We start from the raw sequence: 20,805 nt of genomic DNA, 5'->3' as shown, positions 1-20,805 counted from the left end.
TACACGTAAAATGCTTATTTATTGCACGTAAAATGTGCCGAACAACTGCTCCATCACGTCGGTGAGCTTCACGTTCCATTGCAGGAACACTTGATCCGGCTCCGGTTTGATGACTGGCGCATCGCCGTAGTAAGCCGGGTCGAGAATGACATCGTAGCCATCTGCTTCGATGACATTGCTCAGCGACAGCTGTGCCAGGTATTCTTTGATTGCACCGATAAGTGCCAGACGGCCTTCCACCGTATTGTTGATTTTGCCAATGTAAGTCTCTTCAGCTGCACGCTGCAAGTCAGCGTTAATAGCGTCCATGACACGGATGGAACGAATTTTCTTCCATGCGTTGTTTTGCCCGGCAGATGGATTCACCAAGCTGTTGATCCCGCGCAGCGCTTTGACCTGACGGCCGTCGAAGAACAGCAGGAAGACACCATTACGAACAGCCTGCTCCTGCTCAGAGCGTGTCCAGCGGCGGGTTACATCCTCAAAAGGCGTAACCGCATAAGTCGCCGATTGATTCAAACGTTGGCCTGCAATCAGTCCGGCTACATAAGCAGCCGTTTGGGCAGAACTGTAGTCCGTACCTGCCAGACGTACGCCTGTACCGACGTTCACGATGCCTTCATGGTTCAGCGCCAGGGAACGTGCAGAGGCCAAGCTAACAGCCGTTTTGGACACATCATCTGCCGCAGAACCGCCGAATACAGCGATTACGCCTTTACCTTCGCCCCGGACACGCTTGATCCAGGCAGCGAAGCTTTGCAGCAATGCCAGATCAGCTGCATAATCCAGAGCCAAGACATTAAATTCCTGCCCTTCAAGTGCCTCCTGCATCGCGATGTAATCGGCATTAACCAGCTTGCTATTGCCGCTGTTGCCGCCAGTGAGGTGTACGCCGCTGACATCCACCGGAATGCCGCCGTCGCCGACAACTTCGGCCTTCACCCATACGTTTTCGCTGTTCTCGTTCATCGCCTTGGCGATAGAGGCAGCCGTACCGTCACTGCCTTTGTACGTGCCGAGCAGCTTGGTTCCTTCATAGAGGCGCACCTCACGAGCTTGCTCATCACCCAAAGTTGGCTGTACAGTTACAGCAAAACCATTACCGCGGCTACCTGTGTACAAAGCCTTCAGACGCAGCACATCCGCCGGGGTCGCACCGCCGCTTTTCAGCGTCACAGATGCTTCAGCAGCTGTATCATCTGCCAAACGGTAGGCTAAGAGCTTTTTCGGACCGCCCAGCAAAGCCAGATACAGCGTCGAATACGCGGTCGCACCGTCCAGACTGTCACCCGAAAAGATTTGGCTGATTGCCGTTTCACTGCCGATCTCTACAAACTCACATACAGGGCCCCAATTCGCCTTAACGGGCACAACGACCGTACCACGCGACCCACCTTGAATCGCTGAAGCTGCTGCTGCCTGAAAATTCATATACAAACCCGGCAATACCGGTTTATTCGTGTTTTCCCATGTTCCGCCTGCCATAATTAGTCCACCTTCGCTTTCATAAATTGTTCGATTTTAGTGTGTGCTTCTGCTACCGTAAACAGCTTGTCCTGTGTGCCAAAAAAGGCGCCTGCCAGCACTTCTTCTTTCACGGAAAACAATGGTTCTGCGTGCTCCTTTAGCTCCTCCAGCGTATAGCGGGGGCCACTTGCTTTCTGCTCGGCATATACCAGGGTCTTCTCATGGTTTTCCAAGGTCACTCGGACCACCTCATTTCAAAATAGGATGAATTTCCACTCTGCGAATCAACGCCGCTTCCTCAGCCGGACGCATACGCCGCTGTACTAACATCAGCCGAAGCTGACCATCTAAAATGGCATCTGCCTGCAAATCGGCTGAGGCTTCAGCTGTAGACATATAACGGCCCTTGTCCTGATCCAGAGGAAGCTGGATTTGAGCGGCAAAGCCCTCGATCAGTGCGGAAGCTGCGCGGTTTTCCTCGGTGGTGTCCGGGGCGGTAATATGCCCGATGAACCGTTTGCGCAGCTCATACATGGAGGCTCCCGCCATCCTAGTTTCGCAGCCGCTCATCCGCCATAGTACCGCTTGCCGCCCCGGCTGTGCGGGCCATGCGTCGGCGTATACCGACCACGTTTCGCCCAGTTGCTTCTGCGTCCAGCGGACCAGCGCGGCCAGCCACTCTTCCGGCTGTGTAGCACCGCTTGCTGGAACAGCCAAACCACCTTCCGTCTCAGGCACATACACGCCAAAACGAAGCGTTCTATAGGCCTTGCCCGTAACGGTGTCCAGCTTTTCTGCATCCCGCACGCCCAAATAGTGCGCGGTAAAAGTCGATGTATCCTCACCTGCACCTGTCACGGGTTCCCGGTGCAGCCCGGCAATCAGGGCATTCGCCCATACGTCAGCCTGCGCCAGCCCGGCTTGTCCTGCGTACAGCATGATGCGGACAACCTGCCGATAGCCGGCCCAGGAAGACTTCCAGATTTCCTCACCCAGCGCCATAACAGCATACGGCTCCTCTGCCGTCTGCGACGGTGGCTGAACATCGTATACACGCCCTTGCAGAGCTGGAATAATTTCAATGAGCTTTTGCTTAAAGGCTTGTCTCATTCTGCGGCATGCCACCTTTGCGTACCCTGCGTTCGCATGTTGTGGCTATTCAGCCAGGCTTTTTTCCACTTCCGTGTTCTCATCCGGCGCAGCCCCATACTCATGCATTGCAGCATCCCTTGCTTAGGCAACACGACTCCTCCTTTCTATTCAACGAATTCCCGGGAACCGACAGAGACGATCACCGCATGAAAAAACCGGCCCTAATGGCCGGCTAACGTTTGACTGTGTGTGTCTTCGGTATGTCCTCTTGTCTTGATTCCCGATGATATAATCTTACACCCTAATAACGAATGCGTTGCCGGGGAAATGGACGATAAAAGCAGAGGATAGGGATGATGTTGGGAGGTTTTTTGAGAACACATGTTCGTATCGCAAAAAAAGACCTTGACCCTGTTATTACAGGAAATCAAAGCCTTTTAGGAAACCATTTTAAAATAGAAATGAGAACAAGTGGATAATTATTACATCAACCCAATTTTCGATCCGCGCCCTTCTGCAAGCCTGCCAAATTTAAAACGCCTTGGTCCGCCAGTGCAAGCGCCATTTTGTAAAAAGCACGCGTGCGAAGCTTCGTATACGTATCCTTGCTGACTGGCGGGTCTAACACATAATTGTAAACCTTGTAATCGAACACATCGTCATCCTTTAAATAACGTTCACGGATAAGCAGCTGTTCGCGTTCATTCAAGCGGCTCACTACGGCATCCACCATTTCGCAGTAGGCCAAGCGGGCGGCAGGAGCATCTACATTATATACGGCTGTCCGGGCCGTTGGATCGCTTGTCACATTTGTTGGGCCGCTCGGGCGATCCGTATAGCCAGCCGTAATAAAGCTCTCCCGATCCATAAAGGTAATCGTTTTATAAATTCGGTATTTCTCAAACACACCCTCCAATGCATTCTGCGTTTTGCGACGGTCCAATTCGGGTAAGTTATTTCTCATGTAAAGCAACACTCCTTATATGCCTTTTGACAATGATGTATTTTTAAATGAAGATTTTGCAAAATCCTCAAATAGAAAACGCTCATGTTTACATTGTGTTCCCCTTTTGTTCGTATCTTGAGTATAACATAACATTATTTAGGATAGGTATCCATCCTCAAAAAAAGCAGTATAGCTCCAAAAACAGGATATTCGCTTTATTTTCCTATGCCTTTTGGCATATTACGTGCTTTTACTATTTACCTAATGGTATAATAAAAGCAATATCTATGATTCTCTTGCAGAAAGGAGCCCCCATTGTGGAACAGCCAGCATTCGGAACTTACTTAAAACAGCAGCGCGAGCACAAACACTTGAGCATCAACCAATTGGCAGACGCCGCAGGTATTAGCAATTCACAAATTTCCCGCATTGAAAATGGACTGCGCGGAATCCCCAAACCTTCCACTCTCCGCAAAATAGCGGATGCGCTTAGCGTATCCTATACCGAAATGATGAAGGCCGCCGGATATTGGGGAGACGATGATTCAATGGAGCAAAATCAACATGAACTTTATCGTTCTACTGTGCCAGAATGGGCAACCTCCAAAGACCGCCGGGATTTTAAAAAAATGCTGGAGGAAGACGACGAATTAATGTTCGATGGTATTCCGCTGGATGAAAAAGATCGTCAACGGATCAAGGACGTGCTGACAGGTCTGTTCTGGGAAGCCAAGCAGATGAACAAACATAAAAAGCCCAAAGAGCCCCGAACGGGCAAAGATCAGGGATAGCAGGTGATCGTATGAACGAGCTTATTCACAAACTTGTCCGAAAATACCGTACCAACTGTCCCTTTGATATTGCGAAAGCTCTGGGTATCCATATCCGATACTGCGATCTAGGCCCCACAACCAAAGGGCTGTATTACCACAAGTTGCGTAGAAGATTTATCGTTATCCACAATGGCCTCACACCCGAATGGGAACGGTTCGTCTGTGCGCATGAATTGGGACATGACCGACTGCATAAAGGCATTAGCCGCTTTTTTATGGAGGAGCACTCCTACTTTTCCCCAGGAAAATTTGAACAGCAGGCCAATCGGTTTGCCGTGCTTTTGTTGAGTGAAGGAAAACCGCCACTAGCTGACGAAACGTTGGATCACTATTTACCCCGGATCGGGCTGCCCAAAGAGACTGCCCTTTTTTTTGATCACAAAACAGAACGCTAGTTCCCCACCCGTAGGTTACTGTTTATTACTTCCTCTATAATATAGGTAACTAGACGATGGGTTTAACAACCGATATATCAAAAAATTTTAGTGCTTTGATATAAAATAGAAGTTATTTTTACAATCATCTGATAAAATGTGGTCGTAAGCGGTTTCTCTAATTCATTCATTTTATGGGAGGTTGAAGGAACAACATGAACTCATGGAAAAAACTCTCGTCGATCCTGACGACTGCCGCGCTTTTACTTGGGTGTCTCGGTACAGCAGCAGCAGACCCAGCAACCCATGTGGGAACAGCGGGAACGGCAACGACTCCAGTCAGCGGTAAACACATCACCATCCTACATACGAACGATACCCATGCCCACGTGGTCGCGAATGACAAGGAAATGGGATTCGCCAAGCTGGCGGGTATCATTGATCAGTACCGGGCTTCTAATCCCAATACACTGCTGCTAGATGACGGGGATACCGTTCATGGAACGACCTTCGCTACTTTGGTTAAAGGTGAGAGCATTGTGAAAGTGATTAACAAGCTGCGCTATGATGCTATGGTTCCGGGTAACCACGAGTTTAATTATGGTTGGAAGCATCTTGTCGAGCTAAGTAAGGAAATTCAGTTCCCTGTGCTCAGCGCCAATATTAAACAAACAGACGGAACACGTTTGTTCAAACCCTATGTTATTAAAGAAGTGGACGGCGTTAAAATCGGTATTATCGGTCTGACTACGCCAGAAACAGCATATAAGACGAATCCTAAAAATGTTGAGGGTATTCAATTCACCGATCCTGCGGCTGAGGCCAAAGCGGCTGTTGATGAAATCCGCAGCAAAGTAGATGTCGTTGTTGTTCTTGGTCACCTGGGGCAGGATGTGTCTAGTAAGGACACCAGCCTCAAAGTTGTTAAGGAAGTGCCTGGCATTGATATTTTCATCGATGGACACAGCCATACTGTACTGGAAAAAGGCTTGGTTAGTGACAATGGTACATTGATCGCTAGCGCAGGTGAATACACCAAGTATCTGGGTGTTGTGGACTTATGGGTCGACGGCGGTAAGGTTACGCAAAAGCAAGCCAAGCTGATTGATTCGACTCAAGCAGTGGACGTTCAGCCCAACGCTGAAATTGCTGCATTGATCGCCTCCATTCAAAAGGACCAGGAACCTATTCTAAAAGAGGTTGTAACGCAAACAAGTGTGGATCTGGAAGGAGCACGCGAAAAGGTACGTGCAAGTGAAACCAATCTCGGTGACCTACTCACCGATGCTATGCGTGACGTTTCGGGAGCAGATGTGGCTTTAACGAACGGTGGCGGCATCCGGGCTTCCATCAAGACAGGGACAGTAACCAAGGGAGACGTCATCACTGTGCTACCTTTCGGCAACCAGATCGTTACCTTGAAGGTGAAAGGCTCTGACATTCAGGCCGCACTGGAAAATGGTACAGCCTCCTATCCAGAGCCAAGCGGAGGTTTCCCGCAGGTATCAGGTATCTCGTTCAAAATAGACACATCAGCAGCCAAAGGCAGCCGTGTTCATTCCATTCTGATCGGCGGAAAGACACTTGATCCTGAGGCAACATATACACTGGCCACCAATGATTTTACTGCCGTAGGTGGTGACCAATATACGATGTTCGCTAAATATCCACAGGCAGGTATGTTCGGCTCGCTTGATGAGGCGTTAATCCGCTACATGCAAAAGGTGGGCTCCGCTAGCCTGCAAGTACAAGCAGACGGTCGCATTCAAGAAGCCAAGGCTGACGGTAAAATGTCTGTCCCTGCCACACAAGCTGCGCCATCTGCTTCAACCGCAACACCCGCACCTGTGCAGGAAAAGCCGCAATCCGTCTCTACACCGGCTGCGAAACCAGCGCCCGCAAAACCTGCACCGGCAAAGTCTCAAACAGCCAAGCCACAGCAGACATCCGATTCTGCACAAGTTACAAATAGCCATGTATATGTTGTGAAATCCGGGGATACGCTGTATGACATTTCCCGCAAACATGGTACCACCTGGCAACAGCTTCAACAGTTGAATAAGTTGAAGAATCCTCACCGTATTTATCCCGGACAAAAGTTAGATCTCCCGGCCTAATTCGATAGCTAGCAAAGGCAGCATCCTAGTGGTTCCGGATGCTGCCGTAGGTCAGGCGTTTATAGATATGCGATAGTCCAAGCTCATTTGGACATCGCATATTTTTTTAAAAAGCAAACCTTTTAACCGCTGACAAGTTGTGAACCGAGAGGTATGATGGAGAAGAGTCACTCGGGCAAGAACATTCGTCCCGATCCCCATCGGGATCAGTTATATGTGTGGAAGGAGTCCAGAAATGCAATACATTATTTACGATCTTGAATTTACCGTTAGTCGTAACGCCAGATATTCCTCCGAAATCATTGATATCGGTGCCGTCAAAGTTGTTCAGGGAGACGATGGCCTATACGTTGCGGATACGTTTCACAGTTTTGTAAGACCCTCGAATCGACCTGTACTCTCTACTGATACCGTTCAGTTCACGGGTATTACTCAACGAGACATTGATGCCGCTCCACTATTTCCTGAAGCTGTGAAGGAGTTCATAGCCTGGCTCGGTACGGATTCCCCTTATTATTTATGCGCATGGGGCCCGGATGACCGTCAGAAGCTGGTATCCCATTGTCGTACCCATCATGTAGATCTCGGATGGATTCATAATACAAATGATATACAGAAGCAGATTTCCCGTCTGCTTGGTTCCAATGGAAAGTACCGTCAGTTGAGCCTGTCTCAGGCGCTGGAATTGTGCAACATTGACTTTGACGGTCAACAACACCGGGCACTGGATGATGCCGTGAACACCGCTCAGGTTTTCATGTACCATTTTGATCGTATTACATTAGTTCATAATGCTGCTGACGATGAGGAAAGCCGTGGATCGAAGCTCGTCTACTCCTCACCTGAAGAAGAGCAGGAACAGTACAGTCCTTTTGGCAATCTCGCCAACCTGTTTAAGGACCGTTAAGCGGATAGCTCCCCGGCCCGTTCCGGGGGATCTCCCCCTGTTATTCTTAATTTCCTGCCTTTTTATCGAAATAGAATGCCCCCCAGGTCCGCAGCATTTCTTGCATTCGTTTGCGGTACCGTAAAGGCTCCAGGATCTCGGCCTCAGCTCCATAGGAAGTGAGCCAATCCAAAAATTCACGGTCATGATTGACCGTCACCTCAAACAACAAACTTCCATCCGGCAAATCCTTAAGAAAAGGCTTGATGAACAGTTCCTCTTCTTTGACCCGATATACAGACTCGGCAGAAAAACGTACCACAAACCGGATATTCTGATTTCCTTTGGTCACCGACCAGGTCCCTTTAAAAAACATTTCCATTTCAGTTGTATTTTTTTGAAACGTATACGGCAAAATTCTCATGTTCCGAAATCGGCTGATCCGAAAGGTTCTCATCGCGGATTGCTTGTGACAAAAACCAAGCATATAGAATCGCCGATCCTGCGGAACCAAACAATAAGGATCCACCTGAACGAGTGAAACATCTTCATTTTGAGGCGAACTGTATTCCGCTTCAATGGTCTGCTGCGTAAGACTCGCTAAAACAATCAGCCTGAGCAGATAGGGCTGGTTTTCCCGATCAAGTGTCGAGCCGAGCCGGACAATATTTTTCATTTCCTGCGCGAAGCTCGTCTGTTCCATCTTTTTTTTCTGACTAGAGGCCATCACTTTCTCATAAGCACTTTCAAAAGCTGGCGGTAAAAGAGGCTTTACCGTTTCCATAATCTCTCCCAGCTTAGTAAAAGCCTCTGCCTCTTCTTCCGTCCAATTCAGAGGATACAAAGCGAAATTGCTAATAAAAATGTACCCCTTGCCATGCCCCATATTCGCAATCGGTATATGCATAGCGCTTAGCGCCTCCATATCTCGGTATATGGTACGTTCTGATGTTTCACAACGTTCGGCAAGCTCTCTTGCCAATATCCCTGGATTTGCCTGAACAATAGTAATAATCCGCATTAAACGTATCAACCGATCAGTCAAGGAAGTCTCTCCTTTACAAAAAGATAGTAAATTAGACTCACTATATTACACAAATAAACTAGCATAATTGCCTATCTCAAAGTATCATTTTCAGTAAAATGAACATCTTCTAGCGATATTGCCTTATTGAAAAAGACTTTAGAACTATACGCTGTAAATGATACAAAAGTACCACTCCATTTATTACGTATAGCCAGAAGCAACTCGGCTTCCTGCAGGTAGTCCATATCATCGCTTCTTGCTGCACGTATAAGTAATTCATCTGCTTGTCTGGTAAGGATGAACGCCCCTTGCTCATATTCCCCTTTCTCGTACATACGCAATGCCTTTTTTACAATAGGGGACGTCTCATTCAGCTTTATGTATTTTTCCACCTTCGGGTTGGATGGAATGCTCAGCAGACCAAGATGATGCGTAAAATGGATGTAGAGCTGGTCTGTCCGGATCATCGTTCGCTTTTCCTGCGATGGCTTGCGCCAGCTCCACTCCATCATTCCAATCGTATGTCTTCCGGACGAGTGAGCCGGTATAGAAAACGTCAAAATAGCCTGTCTATATTTTCCCCGCCGTACATCACCACAGTGAACAAACATGCTATCTCCGTTTTCCGAGCGTTTAAAACCGAGCCTTACCCCTTCAGCTTTTAATAGACTTACCCCGTTTTCTGGAATGAACTGGAGTTGAAGGTCACATCCCGCTGCTTTCGGTATTAGATTTCCTTTTCTTTTACGTTTAGCTCCATAGCCCCATTCTATCAGTAGATTTACTTGTTTGGACCCATTCGCAGATATAGACTCTTTGTCCCATGTGTACGTTACATTGAGCATTGACTTCACCACTGGTAAATTCCCCCTAAAAGAACATGTAACTCTAAATTAACAGTGTTATCTGACACTATATTGTCAGGGAACGTATGTTTGATTGTGAAAATTATACATGGGAATCTTTATGAAGGGGGACCTAGTTTGGTAAATAACATTTTAAACCATTTGAATTACATGAACGCGCAAAAATAGCCCGGCGTATGCCGGGCTATTTTATAGTCTACTTCTATACTTAAACTTATGAGATTGTAGTTTCTGTTAAAGAAACATTCGTTTTTGTGCAAATATCAGATATAGGGGCAAAAGTAGTACTATCTACGACGAGATCCTTTGATAACGGCTTTCCATTTACAGTGATTTTTAAAGTTTTATAGTTTTGTTCTTTCTCATTCATCTTGCAAAATCTCCTTCTATATTAATTTTTAATATATTTCAGTTTATATATTCATATTTAAGACCTGATCAGGTGCGGATCGTTCTTTACTCGTATGCTAGAAAAAATGCCGGAATGTTGCCGCTTCCTTGATATACCCGTTTTTTGGTACACTTAAACTCATATATCGACTTTTTTTGAGATCATTTTCTCCGTATTTATCGTCCGTTTCTTCAAAAATCTGCATCCGTATCGTTATATTATACGTAACCATGTCATATGGGTAATGATCTATATCATCTAACATCTTGGTTTATCAAAAGGGGGAACATCTCTTGGCACGACCAACTTGTCGCTTTGCTTTGTATCGCCGCATTGTCTGCGCTGCTATAGCACTTTTGTTTATTTTTGGGATAACTCGTGTACCCGAAGTACATGCTGCTTATTGGGATGATGTATATCAGGGCTTCGAGCAATTTTCGCGGTTACCTGGTGATGTATATCAGCTCAAGGAAAGCTATCGACAAACACAGGAGGATCTGGAAAAGGCCCGTAACAGCTTAGAAGCCTATCAAGAGCAAAACGCCCAATTGCTGGAGCAAAACCGCAAGCTGACTGACACAGTCACAGAATTAAAAAATCTTCAAACCCAGCGCGATCAGGCTTCACATCGAAATAAAATGCTCATTATCACAGCTATAATTCTGCTGGCCGGTTATTTTATGGGTATCCGACTGTTGCGTTACGGGATGCGTCGACGTTCGGGAAGATACTAACTGTCTGAAAGGATGAAAGGTCTGAATGGACATACAAGCAGGACAACACCATGATGAAAGCGTCGGTTCGGTCGTAACGCTCGATCTGGCAGAAGGAGAAAAGCTGCACGTTCTGCATCCGCAGCAAATCATCGCATACCGCGGACCCAGCTCAGGCCGCAGTGATAAACTGATGAATATTAAGGGCATGTATCGCAAACACAAACTGATTCAGGCCGATTTCACAGGAGCTTGTCGCCTAATTGCTGCACTTCCACCTGGCTTTAGTCTAAAAATGATTAAGCTTGAAGGAAGCGATGATCTGTTATACGATTTTCGCAACCTGTTCTGGTACAGCTCCGGTATCCAAATGCGTACTAAGCTGCTAAGCATGAAAAACATGTTGTTTAGCCGTGATGTTATAAAAATGAAATTTGATGGTGTGGGTCAAATCGGTCTTTTGACGCAGGGATTGGTGTGTCAGGAACAGCTTCATCCGACAGAACCGATATATGTGGATGCGAGCAGCGTCATTGCCTACCCCGAAAACGCCCATCTGGAGTTGACCGTGTACGGCAACCATCTGGCCAGCCAGCATATGAACTATCATTTTAAAATGACCGGACAGGGTACCGTACTATTCCATGCCGGGGAGCATCATCGGCGGCTCCAACAGGATATGAACGACGATGGCGTGATCAAGCGATTTTTAAGGGAAGTCATTCCATTTGGTGGAGTGTTTATCAAATAGCCCTGCCATGCTATAATGACAATGCTAAAGCCGTCTGTCCTCGTGGCAGATGCTAATGAAGAAAATCCATGCGTCATGCATGGGAGAGGTTCGCGAACTCCCTCTATAAAAAACTAACGATGCTTTGTCCTCCGCAAGAAAAATGATTTCTCGGGGCAAGGCCTGTTTTTTGTTGAAGTCGGTTCAAGAACTCTCCTTCTTCCAAGTGACAAGACTTGTGTCTTGCACCATTCCAAGAAGATCGAGAGGTTTTTTTATGTTTGCAAACGAAAAAGCAGTCGTCGTATTCAGCGGCGGCCAAGACAGCACAACCTGTTTATTTTGGGCAAAAAAACATTTTGCTGAAGTAGAAACTGTGACGTTCGATTACGGTCAACGCCACAAGCAGGAAATCGAAGTAGCCGCTGGAATCGCCCGCGAACTGGGTGTTCCACAAACGGTACTGGATATGAGCCTGCTTAATCAACTAGCCCCTAATGCCCTCACACGCACAGACATTGACATTACTCAACAGGAAGGCGAACTGCCTAGCACCTTTGTAGACGGTCGCAACCTACTGTTCCTGAGCTTCGCGGGAGTTCTCGCCAAGCAAAAAGGAGCGCGCCACATCATTACAGGCGTATGTGAGACGGATTTCAGCGGCTATCCCGATTGCCGGGACTCCTTTATCAAATCGCTGAACGTCACACTGAATCTTTCGATGGACTATCCCTTTGTGATTCATACCCCGCTTATGTGGTTGAACAAGGCCGAAACTTGGCACATGGCCGATGAGCTGAAAGCTTTTGAATTTGTAAGAACACGTACACTAACGTGCTATAACGGCGTCATTGGCGATGGCTGTGGCGAATGCCCTGCTTGCAAACTTCGCCGTGCTGGACTGGAGCAATATCTCGCGGTGCGCGGAGCTTCATCCCAAGGAGTTGAAGGTCATGCGTGAGCCAGGTACCTTTCGCATTGTCGATAAGCTCCAAGAGTTCGGGACAGACATTGAGCGCTCTCAGCTGCGTTATCACCGCAAACGTGTACTCGTCAGCAAACAATTTACATTCGATGCAGCACATCATTTGCACTGCTACGAAGGCAAATGCAAAAATCTGCACGGACATACCTATATCGTCGTATTTGGCATAAGCGGCATACCGGGCGAAACGGGTCTAACGCTAGATTTTGGTGACATCAAAACGATCTGGAAAGAGCGGATTGAGCCTTTTCTGGACCACCGTTACTTGAATGAGACGCTTCCTCCAATGAATACAACGGCGGAAAATATGGTCGTCTGGATCTTTGAACAAATGGAGACAGCCTTGACCTCGGATGCATACTGCAACCGTGTCGAAGGTGGACGTACCGAGTTTGTACGGTTGTTCGAGACACCTACCAGCTACGCCGAGTTCCGACGGGAGTGGATGCTCGATGAGTAATACTGTGACTTCTCACCAACCCATGACAGCCTCCCACGGCACCCAAATAGCCCCTATTCCCGTACTGGAGGTGTTTGGTCCCACCGTTCAGGGCGAAGGTATGGTCATTGGTCGTAAAACGATGTTTGTTCGTACCGCAGGCTGCGATTACCATTGCTCGTGGTGCGACTCCGCCTTTACCTGGGACGGCAGCGCCAAGGATCAGATCCGTCGTCTGAGTGCCACGGACATTTGGCAGGAGCTGAAGGCCATCGGCGGCGAACGCTTTTCGCATGTGACCCTTTCTGGAGGCAATCCTGCCCTGCTACCGCAGCTTGGGGAGCTAATCACCCTGCTGCGCAGTCAAGGCATTGCCACCGCTGTCGAAACACAAGGCTCCCGTTGGCAGGAATGGCTGTACGATATCGATGAGGTAACCCTATCCCCGAAACCGCCCAGCTCTGGTATGACGACCAACTGGGACGTGCTGGATGATATTATCGACCGTCTGTCGAACCGGAAAATGGCTTATGAGTCCCGAGCGACGTCCCACGTCGCAATCGCAACAGACTTGAAGGAACCCGCTAATGAATCTGCGCGGCTCTATACCGGAGCTTGCAGCTTGAAGGTCGTCATCTTCGATGACACCGATCTTGCCTATGCCCGCACTGTTCACGAGCGCTATCCACACGTACCGCTGTTCCTTCAGACGGGTAATCCAGATGTAAACACGGAGAATACCGGACAGATAGCGGAGTCTCTACTACATCGTTATGAATGGCTTATCGACCGTGTCATGGACGATTCCCTACTAAACGATGTAAGAGTACTCCCGCAGCTTCACACCCTCGTATGGGGCAACAAACGCGGCGTATAACACTTATATGTAATATATTCCGTATGCGCTGTATGTGATACACAAAGGAGAGCATTACTCACTTCTGCCCCAACCAATATGTAAACGGGTAGGGATTTTAGGATGGTGACGGCGGTCGGCAGCGGAGCGGAGGATTTGAAGCTGGAGAAGCGTTAGCGTTCGCCTTTGAAATGGGATTCTAACCTATATCTTTCGTCTTATCAGAAAGAATCCCATTTCAACAGCGATCAGAAGCTCAAATCATTCGCAGAGCGCCACCTAACCCCCACACCATAACTCCCTATTCCTTTTACCATTAAACCAAACTTACTTTAAGGAGCCTTATCCATATGACCGGAAGAACACCCGAAGAAATGACCGATGTTACCCTGCTTGGCAATCAAGGCACACAATACACTTTTGCCTATGATCCCGCCATTCTCGAAAGCTTTGATAATAAACATCCCTATCGGGATTATTTTGTAAAGTTCAATTGCCCGGAGTTCACCAGCCTGTGTCCGATTACAGGACAACCTGATTTTGCAACCATCTACATCAGCTACATTCCCGATATTAAAATGGTAGAAAGCAAATCCCTTAAGCTGTACCTGTTCAGCTTCCGTAACCACGGCGATTTCCATGAAGACTGCGTCAACATCATCATGAATGACTTAATTAAGCTGATGGACCCTCGCTACATTGAAGTATGGGGCAAATTCACGCCACGCGGCGGCATCTCTATCGACCCGTATACCAACTACGGCAAGCCAGGAACAAAGTATGAACAGATAGCGGAGCACCGCATGATGAATCATGATATGTACCCAGAAAAGGTTGATAACCGTTAAGCTAATAACTCTTCTGACATAGCGTGAATATCAAGGGGTTGTCCTAAAGTCATCAAATGACTCAGGGACAACCCCTTCGTTTTATTGAAAGGAGACTGTGCACGCTTGTGGCATTACACATCCAGATCAAATCTTGATTTTTTATATTCATAAGGTGTTTTACCCATAACTTCTCTAAAAGCTTTTCTGAAAGATTTCTCGTTTGGAAACCCGACCTCATAAGAAATTTCTGTAAGTGACTTATTGGTTGAATCCAGTAAATCAATCGCCTTCTCCAAACAAAGAATTTGCTTGTATTCGGTAAACGTCTGGCCTGTATATTTATGAAACATTCGCGACAAATAAGCCTCCGAATAACCGCAGATACGGGCTGTTTTGGCCAAGCTAATATTTTCAGTATAATGCTCTTTAATAAAGTCCATGATTGTCTTTATCTTTCGTTGCTTTTCACTAAATACTTCCGGTGGAATGTCTGTTGCCTGACTAAAATGATTGACAAGCAAATATTTCAGTTCAATAATTCGGCTTTGCTCTAAAATGTAGTCGTATTTGCCTTTGGAAATATGTAGATCATATATATCCATAAACAATCCTCTTAATTTAGAGATTATGGGTTCTTCAACTTGTTTCTCTTGCGTATTTAATTGGATGATTACTTGTTCATTGGCAAAGAAAGTGTCTGGAAATTGCAGCACAATGACCTGGTTCTCCGTAATGCTCTGCGTGGAATGCGGAACATTGCTGTTAATGAATAGCGCATCCTTTTCCATCAAAATAGTTATTTTTCCTTCATGCCACACCTTTAGACTTCCACTTGTACAGTAGATCAACTCCATATTGCTGTGAAAATGCATAGGAATGACTCTTTCTGTATCTCTGGATTGGAACATAAAAAGGTTAATCATTTTTTTTCTGTCTATTTCGATATGTTCATATATCTTTTTCATCACCACACCTCATCAGCCAGCCATGAGTAATTCATCTGTATTCTATATTAAGGCATAAACTCTTATACTAATACTCATACTATACCGATAGTAAAATGCCCGGACAAGCAGAATCTATTCAACGGACCAAAAATAAAAAAGAAGGCAGTTCTTCCCGCAAACGGGATAATGAACAGCCTTCCTTAACCTGCTTGCAACCCGGCAAGCAAAAAAATGTTACCCTACACATTCCTGCAACTGATACATTCTAACTTCTCCTACATTGTGTCCTGCCTCAAGTAATACATTGCTTTGGTCTGCACCTTCTATGAAATAACGCAGGGAAAACACTTCTTCACCCTCATTCACAAAGATCTCCAGGCTTGAGCTTTCAATGAATATTTGCATTTCTGCAAGCTTATTATTTAATGTTGCTCTTCTGTACTCTCTCTCGCCAGTCAACCAGTTTGTTCTCCAAACGGTCAGACTGTTTTGTTCCTGATCATAGTCAATTTGCACAGCATCCCTTATGATCATTTTAAAATTTTCTGTCAGTAAGGAAAAATCAACAATTAGCTCCGCTTGTGTAGAAGGCAGCACCCACTCACTACTACTTTGAATTTCCCCTTTGTAATGCATGCCATCCAGTCTTAACAATTGTAATTCCGGCAATGGTTTCTGGTACAACACACCGTTCATCAGCACAACTTCTCTAGGAAGTGTTAATGCATGAATCCAGCCCTCTTGAATGGTCGGGACAGCCCTCTCCGCTTCCTCATTCATGGCGCTCATCCATCCGAACATAATGGTTCTGTCATTAACTTTGAATGATTGTGGAGCGTAAAAATCAAATCCTCGATCAAGCTCTTTAAAATCGGAAAGGTCCCCGTTGAATTTGCCTGTATTCGATAATTTGCCAACCATATATCCCGATTGATTAGGATTTTTATAATATTCGCCTCTCTCCGGTAAACCCTGAGGAGAGAAAACAAAAACATCGTTTTCGGCAAATTGAAGTACATCCGGACATTCCCACATATATCCAAATTGATGATCATGATCAACAAATGATCCTTGGCATTCCCAATCGGACAAATTTTCAGATTTGTAGATAAGCGTATCTCCAGTCAAATCTTCTCTCTGAGCACCAACAATCAACCACCAGTTCCCGTGTTGGTCTCTCCATACTTTCGGATCTCGAACATGCCTAGTGTAACCTTGGGGATGCTCAAACAAAGGGCCGATTTTTTGAAAATACTCTCCATCCTCCGAAATCGCGGCGCATTGATAGCTTTCTTTTACTCCATCATCTCGGATTACATTTCCTGTATAAAACAGATACAGCTTTTCATTATGAACAATGCCCCCGCCCGAATAAATGCCATCCTTGTCATACCATTCCGAAGGCTCCAGCGCGACACTTTTCCTTTGCCAGTGCACCAGATCGCTGGAAACAACATGGCCCCAACATTTATTTTTATGCTCAGTTCCTTTTGGATTCCACTGATAAAACACATGATATTGATGATTGAAATAAGCAAGTCCATTAGGATCATTGAGCAAACCGTAAGGAGGGGTGATATGATATTTCAGGTTATACGCGTCGCTTTTATTCATGCTCATCCTCCGGTAAAAAAACAAAACTAAAACTCAGCAAAATTTCCTGCGAGCTTGACCCGATATAAACATCAAATTCACCGGGTTCACTTTTGTATTGCATTTCACGATCATAAAATTTAAGCATCTCTTCATGAATTGAAAATTCAACATTTTGGGTCTCGCCACTTTGCAAAAACATTTTTTTAAAGTCTTTTAATTCTTTCACTGGTCTTGCAACACTTGCAAATTTATCGCGAATATATAATTGGATCGTTTCCTTTCCATCATAAATTCCAGTGTTGGTGACAGAAATACAGATATCAACTGACTCATTTTTCTTCATTTCTTTTTGGCTAATTGTTAATAGGCTGTATTCAAATGAGGTATAGGATTTGCCATAGCCAAATGGATACAAGGGTTCATTCACTTCATCTATATATCGGGATGCAAACCGATAAGAGCCATTTTCCTTTAAATTCGGTCTGCCTGTATTCAACTCATTGTAGGACATCGGAATTTGTCCCACGCTCCGTGGAAAGGTCATGGCTAATTTCCCCGATGGATTGACTTCCCCATACAGTATATTGGCCAGTGCTTCTCCGCCCATCGTTCCTGGATACCAGGCTTGAACAATAGCGTCCACTTTTCCGGCTACTTCGGTAAGAATCAAAGGTCTTCCACTATAAACGATCAGAACCGTCTTTTTGCCCAGTAAACTTAATTCATGGAGTAGTTTCATTTGCGGCTTAGGAAGCGTCGGGTTCGTTCGCGATCCCCCTTCTCCGCTCTGATAAATACTTTCTCCCAAGGCGAGGACAATGACATCCGCTTCGTTAGCATTTCGGATTGCTTCGCGCAGCAGGGCCTCCTCATCGACTGTTTCAGCAGCCAGCTTGTCCGCATATTTGCCAAGGGCTTCTCTTGCATTAGCAGGAAGCATGTGCGCCCCTTTGCAAACCGAGAGATTGTCGGGATCAACATGCTTTAATAATCCCATTTTCAAATTGACGGTATCCGCCTCATCCCCCTTAATGGCCCACATGCCCAGGGTGGAGTTTTCATCTGCGTAAGGACCGATTAAAGCTACTTTGGTATGTTTAGACAATGGCAGCAGTTGATTCTCATTTTTCAGCAAGACGACGGATTCTTCAGCCAAGGACAGCGCGGCTTTTTTATGTTCATCTGACAGAATGCTGTTTCTCGACCGCTGAACGGTTTCCTGTAATCCGCGGAACGGGTCCTCAAACAGCCCCAAATCATTTTTCAGCTTTAAAATACGGTATACCGCTTCATTCAACAGCCCCAGCATATGCTCGTTATCAGATACTACTTTCTCCAATTGATTGGCGTATACTGCTGTCTTCATATCCACATCAACACCAGCCAACAATGCCAGCCTTGCGGCGGAAGCCTCATCTTCGGCATAACCGTGCATGATCAGTTCTTCTATAGCGGCGTAATCCGAGATCAACACACCATTAAAATTCATCTCTCGTCTTAGCACGTCGCGGTTAAGCCACTCGTTTCCTGTTGCAGGAACGCCATTCAGGGTATTAAAGGCCGTCATAACAAGCTTTGCCCCCGCCTCGATTGCAGCTTGATATCCTGGCAAATAATATTCTCGCAGCGTGTGCTCCGACATATCCACGGCGTTATACTCACGTCCAGCGACAGGTGCCCCATAAGCGGCAAAATGTTTGACGCAAGCGGCAATTTTATTCGTTTGTATGATTCCTTCCAAGTTTCTCCCCTGGATCCCCTGAACCATGCTTTCAGCATATTTTTTCGCTAGCAAAGTATCCTCTCCAGGCGATTCCATCACCCGCCCCCAACGAGGATCTCTAACGATATCTACCATGGGGGAAAAGGTCACGTGCACACCTTCGTCATAACATTCCTGGGCAGCAATCGAACCTGCATGTTCTATACTCTCATAATTCCAACTACATGCTTGTGCAATCGGAATCGGGAAGATGGTTCGATACCCATAGATAATATCTGCCATGAACAGCAGCGGAATTTTATGAATCGATTTTTCCAAATAATCCGTTTGCAGTTGGATAATTTTTTCTGGATTAGTGATGTTCAATATGGAGCCCGTGTTATATATATTGTAGCCGGCGTTTAACCCTAATTTTTTTAAAGGACCCGTCACAACAGTGTCTATATCCCCTTCAAAAAAATCACCGGTCAGTTGGATGAGCTGGCCTATTTTCTCTTCTATTGAAAGGCTGTCCAATTTCTTAAGCAGTGTGTTGTTGTCCATGATTCTCCCCACATCATTTTATTTGTGATCTGTTTTTTCTTTAAACCCAAAGATCCACGTTAGTGCAAATGCCACAGCAAAGCCGATTACACAAACTAAGATATATATGAATATCTGATTGTTCAGGTACAATAACATTCCCGGTAGGGCTGTGATTGACATGCCCGTTGCTTGAACATTAAATATACGTGCGAAGAAACCGCCAACCGCTCCGCCAATCAAGCCCATCAAGAACGGTTTGCCATATCGAATGTTCACCCCAAAGATAGCGGGTTCTGTAATACCCAATAACGCAGACAAGGTAGAAGGATACGCAATGGATTTGGTTTTTACATTTTTAGATTTTAGACCAACAGCCAATGCAGCACCCGCTTGTGCGCAAATCGACGCTGAACTGATCGGGTTCACCATATTCCAACCATTGCCTACTAACATCTGTATTTCAATCAGGTTTAAGGCATGGTGCAGTCCGGTAACTACAATAATCTGATTGATGCCACCGTAAATAAATCCGCCGATGCCGTATGGTAATTTTAAAATGGCGGTAACACCCATTAATATTAAAGTTTCCACCTCGTGAAAAATGGGACCGATCACGAACAATCCCAGTACCAGTGTGATTAATAATGTCAAAAATGGTGTTAGAATTAAGTCCAATGCATCCGGGACTGATTTCCTGATTTTTTTCTCTAGCATCGCCCCCACGACACCTATTATGAAGGCAGGCAAAACCGAGCCCTGATAGCCTGCAATTTTAATGAATCCGAAAAACACTAGTGGTTCCTGAACTTTTTGAGCGACATCCCAAGATGTAGGCAACGAAGGACTTACTAACATTAATCCAATCAATATCCCCAATAGTGGTGATCCACCAAACACCCGGAAGGCCGACCAACATACCAACACGGGTAAAAATGCAAAAGCCGTATCGGTCAATATTTGCGTAAACAATATGAAATTCGCAGAAATATGATCAGGTGTAAGTCCAAATAACTGGAGCAGTGCAGGCTGAGTTACTAAGCCTCTAACTCCCATGAATAATCCTGTAGCTACCAATGCAGGCATAATCGGAACAAATACATCCCCAAAAACACGGATCATTCTTTTGAACCGATTATCACCTTGAGTGGAGGCCATCTCTTTCAAATCAGCCTTTGATGTAGCAGATATGCTTTGGCCAACCATGGCATCGTATACTTTATTTACAGTACCGGTTCCAAAAATAATTTGATATTGCCCAGAGGTAAAGAAAACGCCCTTGGCCTTATCAATATTCTCAATAAATTCATCATCAATAATTTCTCTATCTTTTACAATCAGCCTCAGCCGTGTGGCACAATGTGCCATGGAAATAATATTGTCTTCTCCGCCAAGCCCTTTAATGACATCTTGGGCTATTTTAACGTATTCTTTTTCAAGACTCATCAGTCTCTTCCTTTCCTCT

22 protein-coding genes and 1 riboswitch are annotated in these 20,805 nt (G+C 45.8%); of the genes, 10 read left to right on the top strand and 12 right to left on the bottom strand.

Going from position 1 to position 20,805, the window contains the following annotated elements; translation table 11 throughout:
* Nucleotides 1-18: 18 nt before the first annotated feature.
* The 5 genes from ACWA2B_RS00270 to ACWA2B_RS00250 all read right to left on the bottom strand — a co-directional run bounded on the left by ACWA2B_RS00270 (nucleotide 19) and on the right by ACWA2B_RS00250 (nucleotide 3,523).
* Nucleotides 19-1,485: a phage tail sheath family protein gene (locus ACWA2B_RS00270; protein WP_449291545.1), complete on the bottom strand. Its 1,467-nt coding sequence runs from the start codon at nucleotides 1,483-1,485 to the stop codon at nucleotides 19-21.
* 2 nt (nucleotides 1,486-1,487) lie between these two features.
* Entirely contained in the window at nucleotides 1,488-1,706 is a 219-nt protein-coding gene (locus ACWA2B_RS00265; RefSeq protein ID WP_029516159.1) for a hypothetical protein, read from the bottom strand.
* Between the two features lie 10 nt (nucleotides 1,707-1,716).
* On the bottom strand, nucleotides 1,717-2,577 hold the full coding sequence (locus ACWA2B_RS00260) for a hypothetical protein (RefSeq protein ID WP_342425777.1): 861 nt from the start codon (nucleotides 2,575-2,577) through the stop codon (nucleotides 1,717-1,719).
* Nucleotides 2,574-2,708, bottom strand: coding sequence for a hypothetical protein (locus ACWA2B_RS00255; RefSeq protein WP_268988490.1), 135 nt, complete (start codon nucleotides 2,706-2,708; stop codon nucleotides 2,574-2,576). Before ACWA2B_RS00255 ends, ACWA2B_RS00260 begins: the two co-directional genes overlap by 4 nt.
* A gap of 338 nt (nucleotides 2,709-3,046) precedes the next feature.
* Entirely contained in the window at nucleotides 3,047-3,523 is a 477-nt protein-coding gene (locus ACWA2B_RS00250) for an ArpU family phage packaging/lysis transcriptional regulator (RefSeq protein WP_029516157.1), read from the bottom strand.
* 299 nt (nucleotides 3,524-3,822) lie between these two features.
* Between ACWA2B_RS00250 and ACWA2B_RS00245 the strand changes: the two genes are divergently transcribed.
* The 4 genes from ACWA2B_RS00245 to ACWA2B_RS00230 all read left to right on the top strand — a co-directional run bounded on the left by ACWA2B_RS00245 (nucleotide 3,823) and on the right by ACWA2B_RS00230 (nucleotide 7,736).
* Nucleotides 3,823-4,296, top strand: coding sequence for a helix-turn-helix domain-containing protein (locus ACWA2B_RS00245; RefSeq protein WP_029516156.1), 474 nt, complete (start codon nucleotides 3,823-3,825; stop codon nucleotides 4,294-4,296).
* 11 nt (nucleotides 4,297-4,307) lie between these two features.
* A complete protein-coding gene (locus ACWA2B_RS00240; protein WP_029516155.1) occupies nucleotides 4,308-4,733 on the top strand; it encodes an ImmA/IrrE family metallo-endopeptidase in 426 nt (141 codons plus the stop codon).
* A 194-nt stretch (nucleotides 4,734-4,927) separates the two neighbouring features.
* Nucleotides 4,928-6,829: a 5'-nucleotidase C-terminal domain-containing protein gene (locus ACWA2B_RS00235; protein WP_342434933.1), complete on the top strand. Its 1,902-nt coding sequence runs from the start codon at nucleotides 4,928-4,930 to the stop codon at nucleotides 6,827-6,829.
* Between the two features lie 235 nt (nucleotides 6,830-7,064).
* Nucleotides 7,065-7,736 carry a 3'-5' exonuclease gene (locus ACWA2B_RS00230; RefSeq protein WP_029516153.1) on the top strand — a complete coding sequence of 224 codons (672 nt, stop codon included), beginning with the start codon at nucleotides 7,065-7,067 and terminating at the stop codon, nucleotides 7,734-7,736.
* Between the two features lie 46 nt (nucleotides 7,737-7,782).
* Here ACWA2B_RS00230 and ACWA2B_RS00225 read toward each other — a convergent pair whose 3' ends face one another.
* The 3 genes from ACWA2B_RS00225 to ACWA2B_RS00215 form a co-directional block, all read right to left on the bottom strand.
* Nucleotides 7,783-8,760 (bottom strand): helix-turn-helix transcriptional regulator, encoded by a 978-nt coding sequence (locus ACWA2B_RS00225; RefSeq protein WP_029516152.1) that lies wholly within the window; start codon nucleotides 8,758-8,760, stop codon nucleotides 7,783-7,785.
* Nucleotides 8,761-8,831: 71 nt separating this feature from the next.
* Nucleotides 8,832-9,599, bottom strand: coding sequence for a hypothetical protein (locus tag ACWA2B_RS00220; RefSeq protein WP_029516151.1), 768 nt, complete (start codon nucleotides 9,597-9,599; stop codon nucleotides 8,832-8,834).
* Nucleotides 9,600-9,822: 223 nt separating this feature from the next.
* Nucleotides 9,823-9,978, bottom strand: a complete 156-nt coding sequence (locus ACWA2B_RS00215) for a hypothetical protein (protein WP_165144572.1) — start codon at nucleotides 9,976-9,978, stop codon at nucleotides 9,823-9,825.
* Nucleotides 9,979-10,292: 314 nt separating this feature from the next.
* Here ACWA2B_RS00215 and ACWA2B_RS00210 point away from each other — a divergent pair, with 314 nt between their 5' ends.
* The 6 genes from ACWA2B_RS00210 to queF all read left to right on the top strand — a co-directional run bounded on the left by ACWA2B_RS00210 (nucleotide 10,293) and on the right by queF (nucleotide 14,570).
* On the top strand, nucleotides 10,293-10,733 hold the full coding sequence (locus ACWA2B_RS00210; protein WP_342445850.1) for a hypothetical protein: 441 nt from the start codon (nucleotides 10,293-10,295) through the stop codon (nucleotides 10,731-10,733).
* Between the two features lie 25 nt (nucleotides 10,734-10,758).
* On the top strand, nucleotides 10,759-11,463 hold the full coding sequence (locus ACWA2B_RS00205; RefSeq protein WP_069011542.1) for an AIM24 family protein: 705 nt from the start codon (nucleotides 10,759-10,761) through the stop codon (nucleotides 11,461-11,463).
* A gap of 79 nt (nucleotides 11,464-11,542) precedes the next feature.
* Nucleotides 11,543-11,586, top strand: a riboswitch (PreQ1 riboswitch).
* A 133-nt stretch (nucleotides 11,587-11,719) separates the two neighbouring features.
* Nucleotides 11,720-12,403 carry a 7-cyano-7-deazaguanine synthase QueC gene (gene queC, locus ACWA2B_RS00200; RefSeq protein ID WP_025720578.1) on the top strand — a complete coding sequence of 228 codons (684 nt, stop codon included), beginning with the start codon at nucleotides 11,720-11,722 and terminating at the stop codon, nucleotides 12,401-12,403.
* On the top strand, nucleotides 12,396-12,887 hold the full coding sequence (gene queD / locus ACWA2B_RS00195; protein ID WP_449291544.1) for a 6-carboxytetrahydropterin synthase QueD: 492 nt from the start codon (nucleotides 12,396-12,398) through the stop codon (nucleotides 12,885-12,887). Before queC ends, queD begins: the two co-directional genes overlap by 8 nt.
* Nucleotides 12,880-13,743 carry a 7-carboxy-7-deazaguanine synthase QueE gene (gene queE / locus ACWA2B_RS00190; RefSeq protein ID WP_449291543.1) on the top strand — a complete coding sequence of 288 codons (864 nt, stop codon included), beginning with the start codon at nucleotides 12,880-12,882 and terminating at the stop codon, nucleotides 13,741-13,743. The genes queD and queE overlap by 8 nt, the downstream gene beginning before the upstream one ends.
* 329 nt (nucleotides 13,744-14,072) lie before the next feature.
* On the top strand, nucleotides 14,073-14,570 hold the full coding sequence (gene queF, locus ACWA2B_RS00185) for a preQ(1) synthase (RefSeq protein ID WP_029516147.1): 498 nt from the start codon (nucleotides 14,073-14,075) through the stop codon (nucleotides 14,568-14,570).
* A gap of 113 nt (nucleotides 14,571-14,683) precedes the next feature.
* Here the strand turns inward: queF and ACWA2B_RS00180 are convergent, their stop codons facing one another.
* The 4 genes from ACWA2B_RS00180 to ACWA2B_RS00165 form a co-directional block, all read right to left on the bottom strand.
* Nucleotides 14,684-15,517 carry an AraC family transcriptional regulator gene (locus ACWA2B_RS00180; RefSeq protein ID WP_318627005.1) on the bottom strand — a complete coding sequence of 278 codons (834 nt, stop codon included), beginning with the start codon at nucleotides 15,515-15,517 and terminating at the stop codon, nucleotides 14,684-14,686.
* 216 nt (nucleotides 15,518-15,733) lie between these two features.
* Complete coding sequence (locus ACWA2B_RS00175) at nucleotides 15,734-17,113, bottom strand: glycoside hydrolase family 32 protein (protein WP_029516145.1); 1,380 nt, start codon at nucleotides 17,111-17,113, stop codon at nucleotides 15,734-15,736.
* On the bottom strand, nucleotides 17,106-19,361 hold the full coding sequence (gene bglX, locus ACWA2B_RS00170; RefSeq protein ID WP_342434931.1) for a beta-glucosidase BglX: 2,256 nt from the start codon (nucleotides 19,359-19,361) through the stop codon (nucleotides 17,106-17,108). Before bglX ends, ACWA2B_RS00175 begins: the two co-directional genes overlap by 8 nt.
* A gap of 18 nt (nucleotides 19,362-19,379) precedes the next feature.
* Nucleotides 19,380-20,786 (bottom strand): sucrose-specific PTS transporter subunit IIBC, encoded by a 1,407-nt coding sequence (locus ACWA2B_RS00165; protein WP_322251256.1) that lies wholly within the window; start codon nucleotides 20,784-20,786, stop codon nucleotides 19,380-19,382.
* Between the last annotated feature and the right edge of the window lie 19 nt (nucleotides 20,787-20,805).

This window comes from Paenibacillus sp. CMM36, from assembly GCF_053570945.1.
Note: the sequence above shows the minus strand (reverse complement) of the source record. Positions and strands in the feature narration are given on the sequence as shown.